The following is a 15925-nucleotide window of genomic DNA, read 5'->3' on the forward strand; positions in this document are numbered from 1 at the left end:
GCACAGGCTAGGCACTTGACCCGCCGTCTCATTGGGGAGAGCTTAGCCGACCAATCAATAACAAGAACGACATCCTGGGAGGAAAGAATGACTGTGAAGAAGAATCTCGCTGCGGCAACCATGCTGGCAGGCACTATGACGGCCCTGTCCTTCATGTCGGCGGGTGCGGCTCAGGCCCAAGGCGCGCTGGTCATGTATTGCGGCGTGCAGGAAGAATGGTGCCGCGCCATGACGAACGCTTTCGAGCGCGAGACGGGCATTAAGGTTTCCATGACCCGCAAGAGCGCAGGCGAAGTCTATGCGCAGGTCAAGGCGGAAGCCGCCAATCCCCGCGCCGACATCTGGTGGGGCGGCACGGGCGACCCGCACATGCAGGCGGCCGAAGAGGGTATCACAGACGAGTACAAGTCTCCGAAGATGGGTGAGCTCCAGGACTGGGCCGTGCGCCAGTGGGAGCAGTCCAAGGGCCGCACCGTCGGCATCTATTCGGGCGCGCTCGGCTTCGGCTACAACACCGAACTCGCCCAATCGAAGAAGATCGGCGACCTGAAATGCTGGGCGGATCTCTTGAAGCCCGAGTTGAAGGATGAAGTGCAGGTCGCGGATCCCAATTCTTCCGGCACGGCCTATACGCTTCTCGCCACCATCGTGCAGATCATGGGCGAGGACAAAGGCTTCGAGTACCTGAAGGCCCTGCACAAGAACGTCAATCAATACACCAAGTCGGGCGCTGCTCCGGCCAAGGCCATGGCGCTCGGAGAGACGACTGCCGGCATCGCCTTCATGCACGATATCGTCACGATGGTCGTCGACAAGGCGCCCGTGAAGGTGGTCGCCCCCTGCGAAGGTACGGGCTACGAGATCGGCTCCATGTCGATCATCAAAGGCGCCAAGAACCTGGACAACGCCAAGAAATTCTACGACTGGGCTCTCACGGCCGACGCGCAGAAGCTCGGCGCGGAGGCCAAGTCCTATCAGGTGCCGTCCAACAAGAACACGCCGATTCCGCCCCAGGCTCCCAAGCTCAACGACATCAAGCTGATCAATTTCGACTTTGCGAAATACGGCTCCTCGGCCGAGCGCAAGCGCCTTCTGTCCAAGTGGGACAACGAGGTGAAGAACCTGCCGAAATAGTCGGACTCACGACAAGCGACGGCGAAACGATTTACCGCTTCGCCGTCGCACATCGATATCCTGATCATATGAGGGCCGGGCATCGAACCGGCCCTGAAGCGAGAACAGAAGATGTCACGGGCAACCCTTGGCTGGATCGTTCTGGGCTGGGTCGGCTTTGCCCTCCTGCCCTGGTACGGCTTCGACCGTAATGCCGTTCACACCCTGGCCGATTATTTCGTCAGCGGCTCTGCCCTGATCCATGGCCTCAAAGGTGCCTGGTGGCTTCTGCCGATCCTGGCGCCTCTATGCCTGGCGCTGATTCCTGTGATCCGTCCATCGGCGGAAACGAAGGGCAACTGGCTCATTGCCTCCGGTGTTCTCGGCCTTGCTCTCGTCGTCCTCCAGGGCTTCTCCATCGGCCTCAACGGATGGACTTTGGACATCCTCAGAAACCTCTTCGGCGAGCCGGGCCCCAGCCAGGCCGGCATGGGCTACGGCGCCGCCCTGACGGCGACCGCCTTCCTCATTGTTCTATGTCACGGGCTCGCGGCTCACGGCTGGTGCCGGGGCGATGCGTTCGTCACCTCATCCATCGGCGTCGTCATCGCGCTGATCATCGTTTTCGTGTTCTTCCCCGTAACGACCATTCTCGCGAGCGCCTTCGCCGACAACAACGGCAATTTCGCCCCTTACGAATTCTTCGCGAAATTCATGGACCGCTCGATCTGGGGCCTCGATTGCCTGTCGAGCGACCTGCGCTGCGGCGTGGCTTGGAACACGCTCTTTCTCGGGCTCCTCGTAGGCGTCGGCACCACGGCTCTCGGCCTCGCCTTCGCGCTGATCGCGACGCGCACCGGGTTCCGGTTCAAGAAGCTCCTGCGCCTGATGAGCGTTCTGCCCATCATCACGCCGCCTTTCGTGATCGGCCTGGCCCTGATCCTGCTCTTCGGCCGTTCGGGTGCCCTCTCCGCCGTGCTGTGGGAATGGTTCGGCGTGCCGCGCTCGCGCTGGATCTACGGACTTCCCGGCGTTTTCATCGCGCAGCTGCTCGCCTTCACGCCGATCGCATTCCTCGTCTTGATCGGCGTTGTGCAGGGCATCAGCCCGACGCTCGAGGAGGCCTCGCAGACCTTGCGCGCCAAGAGCTGGACGACCTTCTGGACCGTCACTCTGCCGCTCATGCGCCCGGGCCTCGCCAACGCCTTCCTCCTCGGCTTCGTGGAAAGCCTCGCCGATTTCGGCAATCCGCTGGTGCTCGGCGGCAATTACGAAGTGCTTTCCACCAAGATCTTCTTCGCCGTCGTCGGTGCGCAGCAGGACCAGGGCCGCGCGGCCGTCCTGTCCATCATCCTGCTCGCGTTCACGCTCGGCGCCTTCTGGCTCCAGCACGCCTGGCTCGGCAAGAAGGTCTACACGACCGTCACTGGCAAGGGCGACGCCGGCATTCCCTTGCCGCTTCCGCGGCGGGTGGCGCTCGCCTCCTATCTCACGGCCCTTCCGTGGGCGCTCTTCACCGTCGCCGTCTATGCGGTCATCGTGGTCGGCGCCTTCGTGCGTTCCATGGGCCGGGACTACACGCCGACCTTCGAGCACTTTGTCACCGCCTTCAGGGTCGAGCGCGCCGATTGGGGCTTCTACTTCTCGGGTTCGGCCTGGAACTCCTTCTTTGCTACCGTGAAGGTGGCCGCGCTCTCGGCGCCGCTGACGGCCGCCATCGGCCTGCTCACCGCCTATCTTCTCACCCGCCAGCGCTTCTCCGGTCAGCGCGCCTTCGAGTTCGGCACGCTCCTGAGCTTCGCGATTCCCGGCACCGTCGTCGGCGTTTCCTACATCCTGGCCTTCAACGTGCCGCCCATCGAGATCACCGGGACGGGCTTCATCCTCGTGATGTGCTTCGTGTTCCGCAACATGCCGGTGGGCGTGCGCTCGGGCATCGCCACCCTGAGCCAGATCGACAAGAGCCTCGATGAGGCGTCGCTGACCCTGGGTGCCGGCTCGTCGACCACCATGCGCCGCGTGGTGCTGCCGCTGCTGCGGCCGGCCATCGTCGCCTCCCTGGTCTATTCCTTCGTCCGCGCCATGACCGCCGTGAGCGCCGTGATCTTCCTCGTCACCGCCGAGTACAACATGGCGACGACCTACATCGTCGGCCGCGTCGAGGCGGGCGAGTTCGGTCTAGCGATCGCCTATTCCACCGTGCTCATCCTCGTCATGCTAGTCGCCATCGCGGTGATCCAGCTGGCCGTCGGCGAGCGGCGCCTCGGGCGCCGCAGCGCGAGCACCGCCCCCTCCCCCGTTGCCGTGCAGGCTGTGCCATGAACAAGATGTCTTCCGTCCATTCCCTGTCCCAGACCGGGACATCCAAGAAGCAGGCGGCTTCGGTTCAGTTCCGCAACGTGACGAAACGCTATGGAAACGTCACGGCGGTGGACGACGTCTCCTTCACCATCGAGCCGGGCCAGCTCGTGACCCTGCTCGGTCCCTCCGGCTGCGGCAAGACCACGACCCTGCGTATGATCGCGGGGCTCGAAATGGCGAGCGAAGGCCAGATCCTGATCGGTGGACGCGACGTGACGAACCTCTCCGCCGCGGATCGCGACGTGAGCATGGTGTTCCAGTCCTACGCGCTCTTCCCGCACATGTCTGTGCTGGAGAACGTCGCCTATGGGCCGTCCGTGCAGGGTGCCTCCAAGAAGGACGCCCATGAGATGGCCATGGAGAAGCTCTCCCTGATCGGCCTCAAGGGTCTGGAGAAGCGCGCGCCGTCCGAGCTCTCCGGTGGACAGCAGCAGCGCGTGGCCGTGGCCCGTGCGCTTGTGCTGGAGCCGCAGGTCCTCCTGTTCGACGAGCCCCTGTCCAACCTGGACGCGAAGCTGCGCCGCCGGGTGCGTGAAGACATCCGCGAACTCCAGCAGAGCCTCAACCTCACCGTGGCCTACGTGACGCACGATCAGGAGGAGGCGCTCGCCGTATCCGACCACATCATCGTGATGTCGAACGCCCGCATCGCCCAGACCGGCACGCCGCGCGAACTCTACGAGGAGCCGGCCGACCTTTTCGTGGCCGACTTCATCGGCGATGCCAACATCATCTCCGGTGACCTCGTGAGCGTTGCCGGGCCGACGGCCCAGGTGAATATCGGCAATGTGAGCCTTCACCTTCCACACAGGAATGCCCGCCAAGGGACCGTCAAGCTCGCCGTGCGGCCCGATGCCATTTTCCTCGACGACAAGGCTGCCCCTTCCGGCGCGCTGACCGGCACGGTGCGGAAGGCCTCCTATCTCGGCACCCAGGTGGAATACGAGGTGGACAGCGCCATCGGAAACCTGTTCGTGGTCCAATACGGGCGCAAGGAACCGATCGCTCCGGGGACTCCTGTTTCGATTTCATTCGCCGACCAGCGTGGCGTCGCCATCGTGCCGAACGCGTAATCCCTTCATATCGCCCCTTCGTCCGGAATATTGAGGATCGTGCCGCAGGCCTTGCAGTGCACGGCATCCCTGTCGTGCCGCTGCAGGCCGCAGACGGGGCATGGAAAACGGACCTTGTCCGGCCTGAGCAGCACCTGCACGAGACGCAGGAAGAGCGTGACGCCGAAGATCATGATGACGACGGAGATCAGGTGCCCGAGCGTTCCGGTGAGCGTGATGTCGCCGAATCCCGTGGTGGTCAGTGCCGCGATGGTGAAATAGAGCGCATCGATGTAGTTGCCGATATTCGTGTTCGTCCAGCGCTGCGTCTCATAGACGAAGCCGGTCATGATGAAGATGAAGACGCCGAGATTGACCGAAGCGATGATCAGATCCTCGTTGCGCCGGAAGAAGACGCTGTCGGAGCGCAGGCGGGCGAGCAGCTGATAGGTTCTCAGCAGGCGCAGCGTGCGCAGGATCCGCAGGAATCCGATGCCTTCCCCCACGACCGGAGCGAGAAAGGACACGATGGCCGCGACGTCCGCCAGCGTCGTCGGATGGGCAAGGTCACGCCAGGGTGTCCGGCTGATGGCGATACGGGCGGAGAAGTCGGCCAGGACGATCAGGCCGATGATGACGTCCATCCACTCGAAGGCCGGAGAGCGGGGCAGGAAGGACGACAGGACGATGAAGAGGATGGTGGCCACATCGAACACCAGAAGACCGTAGCGGAACTGATGCGCCTCCGGTGTGTCCCCCTCGTAGAAGAGCCGGAGCTTGTCGATCACCTTCATCGGGCCATCTCGTCGATGAGGCGGGAAAGGATGCGAACCATCGGTGGGATCACGCTTTATACGGTTTCACTGGTCTTCGATTATCTATAGAGCTGGGCTGCAATTCCAACGGGGTGCCTTCCGGGGCCATATGGTCTATCCCTCTAACCCGAGACCCGCCATTCTTGAGAGACGTTCCCATGCTTAAAGCTCTGATCTTCGATATGGACGGCACGTTGGTGCACAGCGATCCCGTCCATCTCAAGGCCTTCGCGGAAGTCCTGGGACCCGAGGGGGTTGTCATCGACGACGACCTCTATCGCACCTCGATCATCGGCCACACGAACGAGTCCATCTTCGCGTCCCTCCTGCCCCATCTGCCCGTCGAGGAACACGAAGTCTATGCCGACCGCAAGGAGGCTGCCTTCCGTCGCCTGGCGCGCGAGCTCAAGCCGCTGGAAGGCTTGGTCGAACTGCTCGACTGGGCGGACGCCCACAACGTCAAGATCGCCCTGGTCACCAATGCCCCGCTTCTGAATGCGACCCATGTTCTGGACATTCTGGGCATCACGGACCGTTTCGAAGTCAAGGTCACCATCGATCAGGTCGAGCGCGGCAAGCCGGATCCCATGCCCTATCTCACCGCCCTGGAACGGCTCGGAATCCAGGCCGAGGAAGCCGTCGCCTTCGAGGATTCCCCCTCAGGCATGAGGGCTGCCAAGGCGGCCGGCCTGTTCTCCTTCGGTGTTCTCACCGGTTTGAGCGCCGACGAAATGCGAGAGATCGGCGCCGATGGAGCCATCGTGACATTCCATGACCGGGCTCTCTGGGAGATCCTGGAGCACAGGGCCAGCTCCAACTCGTGATCTTGCGCAGGGTTGCCGGTTGACACCATTGCCGGGTCTCGCGACCCTGGGCGAATGTCCGGTCCCCCACCCGTGTTTCACACCCGCGCCTCCCTGAAGCAGGACCTCATCGATCTCGGTGTCGCCGCAGGAGACACGGTCATGGTGCATGCCGCCATGAGCCGCGTCGGACGGCTGCTCAATGGCCCGGATGCCCTTATCGGCGCCCTTCTCGATGCGGTCGGCCCCGCGGGCACAATCATGAGCTATACGGATTGGGACGGCGCTTATGACGGGTTGCTGGACTCAACCGGGCGGGTTCCACCGGAATGGCGCGACCACATCCCACCCTATGATCCCGCCACCTCTCGGGCCATTCGCGACAACGGAGTATTGGCCGAGTTCATCCGCACGACACCCGGAGCGAAGCGCAGCGGCAATCCGGCGGCTTCTGTGGCGGCCGTCGGCGCCCGTGCGGAAGGGCTGACGGCGGATCACCCTCTCAATTACGGCTATGGCGAGGGCTCACCCTTGGCGAAGCTCGTTGAAGCTGGCGGCAAGGTCCTGATGGTGGGTGCGCCGCTCGATACTATGACACTTCTCCACCACGCCGAACACTTGGCTCCCATCCTGGGCAAGCGCATCCGCCGCTATGAGGTGCCCTTCGCCACGCCTGAAGGCGTCACGTGGCACATGGTGGAAGAGTTCGATACCTCTGAGCCTATCGTAGAAGGCTTGGCAGACGATTACTTCGGGACGGTCGTGCAGGACTTCCTGGCCACGGACCGGGGCACGAGGGGCATCATCGGTCAGGCTCCATCGGTCCTGGTTGAAGCTGCTCCCGTCTGTGCCTTTGCTGTCACGTGGTTACAGCGGAATGCCGGATCTTAAAAAAACGAACTGGCCGTTCAGGCGGCATCGGACTGCGTCTGTCCGGCCTCATGGTCGTCACCGCTCCCCGCATCGAAGCGGCGTCGCGCGGCCAGGATCTCGTCCCGATTTGCGATCGCCCAATCACCCAGGCCCCGGACAGTCTTGAGCAGAGAGCAACCCAGCCCTGTGAGCTGGTAATCCACCCGGGGTGGAATGGTCGGGTAGACGGTCCGCGTCACGAGCCCGTCACGCTCCAATCCGCGCAGGGTCAGAGTGAGCATCCGCTGCGAAATTCCGCCGACGATCCGGCGTAACTCATTGAATCTCTTAGGCCCGTCGCCCAGCTGAACCACAACCTGGACGCTCCACTTATCGCCGACGCGCGACAGGATTTCGGTCACGGTCCCGCAATCGGTGGGCACATGGATGTGACTGGGTGACATGAAAGTGCCTCCTTGCATAACGCTAGGGAAGTTACCTAATGAGCCTTGGTTACAAAAAGGAACTTAAGGGTTCCGGCCTTTGAATGCAAACCAAGGACATATCATGAAGCCCAAGCTTCACATCATCATCGGAAGCACCCGTCCCGGGCGGATCGGTCCGAGCGTTGCCAAGTGGTTCAGCGAGTATACCGCAGAGCATGGCAAGTTCGAGCCGGTTCTGGTCGACCTGGCGTCGTTCAACCTGCCGGTTTTCGACGAGCCCGAGCACCCGATGAAGCAAAATTACCATCACGCTCACACCAAGGCTTGGGCCGCGAGCGTCGGCTCCGCCGATGCCTTCGTGTTCGTGACCCCGGAGTACAACTATGCCCCGCCTCCGGCTCTCGTGAATGCGCTCAACTACCTGTCCCGCGAGTGGAACTATGCCCCGGCCGGCTTCGTCAGCTATGGCGGCATCTCGGGCGGCCTGCGCTCGGTTCAGGTCGCGAAGCAGATCGTCACGACCTTGAAGATGATGCCGATTCCGGAAGGCGTGCCCATGCCGATGGTGTTCCAGAATCTGGACGAGAACGGCACCCTCAATGCGCCCGACATCTACAAGACTTCGGCCGCAACGATGCTCGACGAACTCTTCCGCTGGACGGAAGCCCTCAAGTCGCTCCGGGCCGAACGCAAGGCTCCCTTGAAGGCCGCGGCTTAAACAGAAGCCCTATCAAAGCAAAAGGCATCGCTGCGACGAACAGCGATGCCTTTGTCATTGGGGTGAGACGATCAGAGGCGTCCTGCCAACGCATCCTCGAAGAGCTTGCGGGAGCTCTCCTTGGTGATCGGAACCGGATTACCACCGGCCGTGGGATCGTTCGGTGCCATCTCCGACATCTCGTCGAAGCGGGCGGCATCGACCTTCAGCCCTTCCAGCGTATGCGGCACGCCGAGATCCTTGCGCAGCTGCAGCACCCAATCGAGGAAGGCCTGGAACGAAGCCTCAAGGCCGATATAGGCGGCGAGGCGCTCGATCCTCTCCTCGATGGCCTTGCGGTTATAGACCAGCACATAGGGCATGAAGACCGCATTGGTCAGGCCATGATGCGTGTCGTAGAGCGCGCCGGTCGGGTGCGAGAGCGCGTGGATCGCGCCCAAGCCCTTCTGGAAGGCGGTCGCTCCCATGGCGGCGGCCGACATCATCTGCGCCCGGGCTTCGATGTCCTTGCCGTCCTTGTAGGCGCGGGGCAGGTATTCCTTCACAAGGCGAATGCCCTCGACGGCGATGCCGTCCGCCATCGGATGATAGCCTGGAGCGCAATAGGCCTCGATGCAATGCGCGAGAGCGTCGAGCCCCGTGCCGGCGGTGATGTGGGGCGGCATACCGACCGTCAGCTCCGGATCGCAGATCACGATCTTCGGCATCATGAGGGGATGGAAGATCACCTTCTTGGTGTGCGTCGCCTCCTGCGTGATGACGCCGGCGCGGCCCACCTCCGAACCCGTACCCGCCGTTGTCGGAACGGCGATGATCGGCAGGATGCCCTTCGGATCCGCGCGGGTCCACCAATCGCCGATATCCTCGAAATCCCACATGGGCCGCGTCTGCCCCGCCATGAAGGCGATGACCTTGCCCGCATCGAGGGCCGAGCCGCCGCCGAAGGCGACGACGCCGTCATGCTTTCCGGAGCGCAGAACCTCGAGGCCCTTGTAGACATTGGTCTCGACCGGGTTCGGCTTGATCTCGGAGAAGATCGCGGCCCTCAGGCCGGCGCTGGTCAGCTGGTCGAGCGCCGCCTTCGTCATCGGCTGCGTCGCAAGAAACGGATCGGTCACGATCAACGGGGCCTGCATGCCGACGGCCCTGCAGGCCTCGGCCAGTTCCGCGATGCGGCCTGCGCCGAAGCGCACGGCTGTGGGGTAGTTCCAGTTGGAGCGAGGAGACGTGGTCATGGTGCTTTCAATCAGATCTGACGGAGGTGATAGGATTTCGGACGGGTGAGCGACTCATAGGCCAGCCGCGACAGGCTCGCGCCGCGGCCGGTGTCCTTCACGCCGGTCCAGGCCAGCGCGGGATCGAGGTAGTCGCAGCGGTTCATGAAGACGGTGCCGGTCTCGAGCTTCTCGCCGATGGCCTCGGCGGCGTCGACATCGGAGGTCCAGATCGCGGCGGAGAGACCATAGGGCGAATCGTTCATGAGGCGGATCGCCTCCTCGTCGCCCTTCACCTTCATGATGCCGACGGTGGGGCCGAAGCTCTCCTCTCGCATCACGCTCATGGAATGATCCACGTTGGTGAGCACCTGCGGCGCGAGGTAGGCCGTGTTGCCCACGTCCGCCGCAAATGCCTTCGCGTCGATATGCGCCTTCGCGCCTTTCGCCACGGCTTCGGCATTCTGCCCGCGGACGAGATCGGCAAAGCGCTTGTGCGCCATCGGACCAAGCGTGGTCGCCTCCTCCAACGGGTTGCCGAGAACGTATGCGTTCACGAGATCGACGGCCCCTTCGACGAAGCGGTCGTAGTGCTTCTCGTGCACGTAGATGCGCTCGATGCCGCAGCAACATTGGCCCGAATTGAAGAAGGCACCGTCGACGAGGTTCTCGATGGCGTGGTCGATATTCGCATCCGCTCGCACATAGGCCGGATCCTTGCCGCCGAGTTCCAGGCCCAGGGACGTGAAGGTACCAGCCGCCGCGCGCTCGATGGCGCGGCCGCCGCCGACGGAACCGGTGAAGTTGCAATGGTCGACGAGGCCGCCGCCGAGGATGCGGCTCGTCTGGTCATGGGAAAAGTGCATGTTCTGGAACAGGCCCTTCGGCATGCCGGCGCGATCCATCGCCATCTGGAAGCGCTCGCCCGCGAGCACCGTCTGGGACGCGTGCTTCAGCAGCACGGCATTGCCCGCCATAAGCGCCGGCACGATGGTGTTGATCGCCGTCAGATAGGGATAGTTCCAGGGCGCGATGACGAGCACGAGCCCAACGGGCTCGCGCTTGATCATGCGCCGGAAGCCCGGCTTCTCGTCATCGGCCGGAATGGGCAGCAGGCTCTTCTCCGCGATCGAGATCATATGGCGCGCACGCTCCTCGACGCCGCGGAACTCGCCGCCGTAGCGGACCGGGCGGCCCATCTGCTGGGCGATCTCGGGCACCACCTCCTGGTTCATGGCGAGCAGCGCATCGAGAAAGGCCGAGACCCTGGCGGCGCGCTCAGGCAGCGGCACGTTGCGCCAGGCCTTCTGGGCATCGCGGGCAGCCGCGATCGCCGCGTCGATGGCGGCCTCGGACATGATGGGACGGCGGACGAGCTCGCGCCCGTCGATGGGGGAAATGCAGACGATGTCGGTATCAGCCATGATGTGATGTCCGAAAGACCATGGCCCGCGAGGACCATGATCTTCTCCTGTGCTTGTATCTGGATAAATCTTTTAGATGATCTCGAAGTAACGGGCGAGCTGCCAATCCGTGATGGCTTTGCGGGCCTCCCGCTCCTCCCATTCGCGCGTTGCCGCGTAATGTTCGACGAAGGTGTCGCCGAAGAGCTCGCGGGCGGCCTGCGAGCCCTTCAGGCGCTCGGCCGCCTCGCCCAGGGAGCGCGGCAGGGCCCGCTCCCTGGGGTGCTCCACCGCATAGGCATTGCCCTGGATGGGCTCGCCCGGATCGACCCGGTTCTCGATGCCCCACAGGCCGGAGCCGATGGCCGCCGCGAGCGCGATGTAGGGATTGATGTCGGCGGCGGCGACCCGGTATTCCACGCGCTGCGACTTTTCGGAGCCGGGAATGACGCGAAGCGCCGTCGTGCGGTTCTCCACCCCCCAGGCCGAGTCGGTCGGGGCCCAGAAACCGGGGATGAGCCGCGTGTAGCTGTTCACCGTGCAGGCCACCATGGCGAGGATCTCGGGCATCAGCTGCTGCTGGCCGCCCACGAACCAGCGCATGGTCTCCGACATGGAATGCTTGCCGTTCGCATCGTAGAACGCGCCCTTGCCGGTACGAAGATCGCGCAGGGAGGCGTGCAGATGACCGGACTGGCCGGGCCAGTCGCGGGACCACTTCGCCATGAAGGTGGCCATCCAGCCACGCCGCTGGGCGAGGATCTTGGTATAGGTCTTGAACAGGGCCGCCTTGTCGGCGGCCTTCAACGCGTCGTCGACGCGGATTGCGGCCTCCAGAACACCGGGCCCGGTCTCGGTATGCAGTCCCTCGATCTCGAAATCCATCTTGTTCGCGAGGTCGAGTAGCTCGTGATAGAAATCCGCATGGACGCCTGAGCGCAGGACCGAATAGCCGAAGAAGCCCGGCGTGATGTTCTTCAGGTCGCGATAATTCTTCTCGCGCACGGAATGGGGCGTTTCCTCGAACAGGAAGAACTCGAACTCGGCGGCGGCCGAAACCGCGAAGCCCATATCCTCCGCCTTCTTCAGCACGCGGCGCAGCACGCCGCGGGGACAGGCGGCCTCCGCATAGCCGTCGAACTCGGCAAGAAAGAACGGCAGGTCATTCTCGAAGGGAATGAGCCGCATCGTCTCCGGCAGGATCCGCACGGACGCATCGGGATAGGCGGTGTGCCAGCCGGTGAGCTTCGTGTTGTCGTAGAGCTGATCGTTGGAATCCCAACCCAGAACCACGTCGCAGAAGCCGAAGCCCTTCTCGAGAGCGGATTCGAACTTGTCGCGGGCCATATACTTGCCGCGCATGATGCCGTCGACATCGACCACACCGACCTTCACGAAGGGGAGATCGCGGCTTCGCACATACTCGGCGGCCTCGGCGGCATTCTTGATCTTGGGAGCGTCCATACGAAACACCTTCAGCAGAATGGGAGGGAGCGCGTCAGGCGCGCTCCCTTGGAAGCGTTCGAGCATCGGACCCAAAAGTGGACTTGCACTTTTGGGATTGATTCGATGCTCAATCCCTTAGGCGGCGCATCGTTCTTGCGGAAAACCGGGTCCACTTTTCCGCACGATGCGCTAGTACGTCTTGTATTCCGCCTCGCCCTTGGTGAGAGCGAACTCCTCCTCCGGCGAGAGGATGAGCTTGTGGCGCCCGATGATCAGGAAGTAGGCCATCATCACGGCATAGTAGATCGCCACGCCGATGACGGCCGTCTGGAAGACCGAGTCGATGAGCTGGAAGTAGAGCGTCACCGCCGCGATGACCATGCAGGTCACGGCACCCACAACGCCGAAGGGGCTCGTATAGGGCCGGTGCAGGTTCGGGAACTTCCGCTTCAGGACGATGTAGGACATGCCCTGCATGAAATAGGCCAGCATCGCGCCGGCGACCGCCATGTTGAGCAGCGTGCCGCCGATGACGGTCGCGCCCGCCTCGGCGCCACGGGCGAACCAGATGATCAGCATCACCAGGAGGCCGAGCACCGCGCCCGCGATCAGGGCCACGTGCGGCGTCTTGCGCTCGCCATGCGTCACCGACAGGAAGCTCGGGAAGTACCCTGCGCGCGACAGCGAATAGATCTGCCGTCCGAAGGCGAAGATGATGGTGTGGAACGACGCGATCAGCCCGATCACGGCCACCGCCGCCAGGATCTTGGCGATGTCCGTGCCGAACAGGGTGCGGAAGCCGTCGAGCAGCGGCTCTCCGGACTTGCCCAAGCCTGCAGCGCCGGGCGCGATGCTCGTGTTCAGGAAGAGCACGAGGAACGCGGAGGCGATCAGGGTCAGGATGCCGGCGATGATGCCCTTGGGCATGTCCTTCTGCGGATCATGCGATTCCTCGGCCGCGAGCGGCAGTTGCTCGATGGCGAGGAACAGCCAGACCGCGAAGGGCAGCGATGCCAGGATGCTGCCCATGCCCATGGGCAGGAACGGGCCGTTGCCGTTCGGCAGCTCCGCACCGTCCGGGCCGATGTTCAGGGCCCAGCGCGAGAAATCGAACTGCCCCGAGAGCAGCACCGATACATAGAAGAAGGCGAGCACCGCAAGCGCCGCCACCGTCACGCCGACGGTGACCTTGAACGAGAGCTCGACGCCGATGATGTTGAGGCCGACGAACAGGGCGTAGCACAGCACCCAGTAGACCGGCTGGAAGGCCGGTGACGTATCGAAGATCGCCGACAGGTACGAGCTGATGAAGAACACGATCACGGCCGGGGTGAGCACGAACTCGATGTTCTCCGCGATCCCCGTGATGTAGCCCGCCCAGGGCCCCATGGAGGTGCGCGCGAACGAGTAGGCGCCACCCGTATGCGGCAGGGCCGGCGACATCTCGGCGAGCGAGAAGGTGAGGCCCAGATACATGACCGCGATGATGATGGTCGCGAAGAACATCGCGCCGAAGCCATTGGTGAGACCCAGGTTCCACCCGGAATAATGACCCGAGATCACCGCCCCGACGCCGAGCGCCCAGAGCGACCAGACACGGGCATGGCGCTTCAGGCGCCGCGCCTCGAAATAGCTTTCATCCACCGTGGTATAGGTGATGCCGGCGCTCTGCGCTCCGGCCGGTGGGGCATGAACCCCGGGGCTTCCTTGTCCGACTGACATCGAGTTCTTCCTCCAAGAAGATCTGCCATTCGGGTCACGGCACGTTGCGCGCCATGCCCGTCATCAGGGCATCGAACCCAAAAGTGGATCTCCACCTTTAGGATCCTGTCCGATGCTCTTCTTCTCAAGCGGCGCATCGTTCGGCGCGGAAAACCGGATCCAATCCTCCGCACGATGCGCTAGAGCGTCCGCGCCCCCTCCCTCAAAAGCGGCGCGAGACGGCGAGCCCACGACGCCTGTTCGTCTTGTGTGCGAATCAGGTCGTTGCGGATCTCGATCATCAGCGGGGGAAGGCCGCGCCTCTCGGCGTGGCGTTCGAGGGTGTGGAACACCCGGTCCGCCGGTGAATAGGGTTCGTTCATGCCGACGACGAGCGCCGGATCCTGCTTCAATCCGGCCTCGACGCTGCGCGCGTAGCGCGCGTCGCGGTCGAAGATCAGGCCGACATGCCAGGGACGCGGGACATCCCGGTAGACCGGCGTGAACGAATGGATGGAAACGATGGCGGCCAGTTGCCCACTTGCCTTGCGGGCATTGGCGAAGCTGTCGACCGCATTGTGAAACGGATCGTAGACCTCGCGGACGCGGGCCGCCCGCTCCGTCTCGTCGAGATCGAGATTGCCCGGAATCCTGGTGTGCTCGCTGAGTGTCCAGATCGAATCCGGGGCGGATGGCTCGCGGTTGAGATCGAGGACGAGGCGCGAAACGGTGGCATGGATCAGCGGGGCGTCGAGCAGGCGCGAAAGCTCCTTCGCCACGCCGAGCGCACCAGGGTCCCAGGCGATGTGGCTTTCCAGTTCGGCGGATCCCAGCCCCAGGCTGCCATAGCGGGCCGGCAGATGATTGGAGGCGTGTTCGCAGATGAGCAGGAGCGGCGAGCGCCCTTCGGGGTTCTCGATGGCGACAACCGGCTCCTCCGCCTGTGCGGCAGGACCCTGACCGAATGCCGTCCGACTCGCATGCGCCATGCGGCCCTCCTGTACCTGCGGGATGCAGGCAATCACCCTCGTTTGAACGCTTGGTACGTTTCTTGGCGATTTTTATTCTGTGAAATTTTTGATACAGCTTTCAACAACCGTCAAGGTGGGGAAACGAAACATTCCAACATGAAAACTGACAACGCCATTCCGGCCGTGGCTCCGCCGAGCCTGGCCGAACGCATCCGCCTCGACATGGACGGCTTCACGCCCAGCGAGAAAAAGGCCGCTCATCTGCTGCTGAGCCATTATCCGTTTGCGGGTCTCGACACGGTGGCCGAGTTCGCCTCCAGGGCCGGAATTTCCGCTCCGTCAGTTTTACGCTTCGTAAGCCGCCTCGGCTTCAGCGGGTTCCCGGATTTCCAGAAGCACCTGCGCGAGGAACTGGAGGCCCAGCTGCTCTCGCCGCTGGCGAAGGCGAGCCCGTCGGACAAGAGACACGGCGCGCCGGCCCTGGCCTCCTTCGCCGAAGCGGTGATCGGGAACCTGCGGGCGACGGTGGAGAACATCGCCCCGACCGAGTTCGACGCGGTCGTCACTCTGCTGAGCGACCCGCACCGGCGGATCCATTTCACGGGTGGGCGCTTCACCGGAGCGCTCGGACGCTACGCTGAAAGCCATCTGCGCATCGTGCGCAGCCATGTGAGTTTCATCGAAGGGCAGCCGGTCCTCTGGCGCGACCGAATGATCGAGATCGGCAGAAAGGATGTCATCGTCGCCTTCGACATCCGCCGCTACCAGGAGGACGTGACGGCCCTCTGCGAGACGGCCGCGAAACAGGGTGCAACCGTCGTCCTCCTGACCGATCCCTGGCTCTCGCCCATCGCCCGCGTCGCCCGCCACGTGCTGCCGGCCCACATCGTGGCGCCGTCGAACTGGGATTCCTCGGCCGGTCTTCTCCTGCTGACGGAAGCGCTCGTGGCGGCCGTCACCAAGCGCCTGTGGGAAACGGCCAAGCCGCGCATGGAAGCGGTGGAGCGGCTGCGGAGCGAAAAGCCCTAGG

At 63.5% G+C, this 15925-nt stretch carries 14 protein-coding genes; 7 read left to right on the plus strand and 7 right to left on the minus strand.

The genetic code is table 11. The annotated features are described in order from the left end of the window. Positions 1-87: 87 nt before the first annotated feature. From OC446_RS06585 to OC446_RS06595, 3 genes are all read left to right on the plus strand, one after another. A complete protein-coding gene (locus OC446_RS06585) occupies positions 88-1134 on the plus strand; it encodes an ABC transporter substrate-binding protein (protein WP_262028249.1) in 1047 nt (348 codons plus the stop codon). A gap of 111 nt (positions 1135-1245) precedes the next feature. After that, the gene (locus tag OC446_RS06590; RefSeq protein WP_262028250.1) at positions 1246-3435 is read left to right on the plus strand and encodes an ABC transporter permease; all 2190 of its coding nucleotides are present in this window, start codon (positions 1246-1248) and stop codon (positions 3433-3435) included. Between the two features lie 5 nt (positions 3436-3440). Continuing rightward, a complete protein-coding gene (locus OC446_RS06595; RefSeq protein ID WP_262028292.1) occupies positions 3441-4547 on the plus strand; it encodes an ABC transporter ATP-binding protein in 1107 nt (368 codons plus the stop codon). Positions 4548-4552: 5 nt separating this feature from the next. On the opposite strand, the gene OC446_RS06600 is transcribed toward OC446_RS06595, so the two are convergent. Next, positions 4553-5320, minus strand: coding sequence for an ion transporter (locus tag OC446_RS06600; protein ID WP_262028251.1), 768 nt, complete (start codon positions 5318-5320; stop codon positions 4553-4555). 179 nt (positions 5321-5499) lie between these two features. Here OC446_RS06600 and OC446_RS06605 point away from each other — a divergent pair, with 179 nt between their 5' ends. Together OC446_RS06605 and aac(3) are read left to right on the plus strand one after the other, a co-directional pair. After that, the gene (locus OC446_RS06605) at positions 5500-6165 is read left to right on the plus strand and encodes an HAD family hydrolase (protein WP_262028252.1); all 666 of its coding nucleotides are present in this window, start codon (positions 5500-5502) and stop codon (positions 6163-6165) included. A gap of 54 nt (positions 6166-6219) precedes the next feature. Further along, a complete protein-coding gene (gene aac(3), locus OC446_RS06610; protein ID WP_262028253.1) occupies positions 6220-7035 on the plus strand; it encodes an aminoglycoside 3-N-acetyltransferase in 816 nt (271 codons plus the stop codon). A 17-nt stretch (positions 7036-7052) separates the two neighbouring features. Here the strand turns inward: aac(3) and OC446_RS06615 are convergent, their stop codons facing one another. Then, positions 7053-7460, minus strand: coding sequence for a winged helix-turn-helix transcriptional regulator (locus tag OC446_RS06615; protein ID WP_262028254.1), 408 nt, complete (start codon positions 7458-7460; stop codon positions 7053-7055). Positions 7461-7563: 103 nt separating this feature from the next. On the opposite strand from OC446_RS06615, the gene OC446_RS06620 reads away from it, so the two are divergent. Next, on the plus strand, positions 7564-8160 hold the full coding sequence (locus OC446_RS06620; RefSeq protein ID WP_262028255.1) for an NADPH-dependent FMN reductase: 597 nt from the start codon (positions 7564-7566) through the stop codon (positions 8158-8160). A gap of 71 nt (positions 8161-8231) precedes the next feature. Here the strand turns inward: OC446_RS06620 and OC446_RS06625 are convergent, their stop codons facing one another. The 5 genes from OC446_RS06625 to OC446_RS06645 all read right to left on the minus strand — a co-directional run bounded on the left by OC446_RS06625 (position 8232) and on the right by OC446_RS06645 (position 14913). Beyond that, complete coding sequence (locus OC446_RS06625) at positions 8232-9395, minus strand: iron-containing alcohol dehydrogenase (protein ID WP_262028256.1); 1164 nt, start codon at positions 9393-9395, stop codon at positions 8232-8234. Between the two features lie 11 nt (positions 9396-9406). Beyond that, complete coding sequence (locus OC446_RS06630; protein WP_262028257.1) at positions 9407-10798, minus strand: aldehyde dehydrogenase family protein; 1392 nt, start codon at positions 10796-10798, stop codon at positions 9407-9409. 72 nt (positions 10799-10870) lie between these two features. Next, the gene (locus OC446_RS06635; protein ID WP_262028258.1) at positions 10871-12241 is read right to left on the minus strand and encodes a glutamine synthetase family protein; all 1371 of its coding nucleotides are present in this window, start codon (positions 12239-12241) and stop codon (positions 10871-10873) included. Positions 12242-12412: 171 nt separating this feature from the next. Continuing rightward, on the minus strand, positions 12413-13945 hold the full coding sequence (locus tag OC446_RS06640) for an APC family permease (RefSeq protein ID WP_262028259.1): 1533 nt from the start codon (positions 13943-13945) through the stop codon (positions 12413-12415). Positions 13946-14124: 179 nt separating this feature from the next. Continuing rightward, on the minus strand, positions 14125-14913 hold the full coding sequence (locus OC446_RS06645) for an N-formylglutamate amidohydrolase (protein WP_262028260.1): 789 nt from the start codon (positions 14911-14913) through the stop codon (positions 14125-14127). 138 nt (positions 14914-15051) lie between these two features. Here OC446_RS06645 and OC446_RS06650 point away from each other — a divergent pair, with 138 nt between their 5' ends. Beyond that, on the plus strand, positions 15052-15924 hold the full coding sequence (locus tag OC446_RS06650; protein WP_262028261.1) for a MurR/RpiR family transcriptional regulator: 873 nt from the start codon (positions 15052-15054) through the stop codon (positions 15922-15924). The last annotated feature ends 1 nt before the right edge of the window (position 15925 follow it).

This window comes from Microvirga sp. Mcv34, from assembly GCF_024519725.1.
Taxonomy (GTDB): Bacteria; Pseudomonadota; Alphaproteobacteria; order Rhizobiales; family Beijerinckiaceae; genus Microvirga.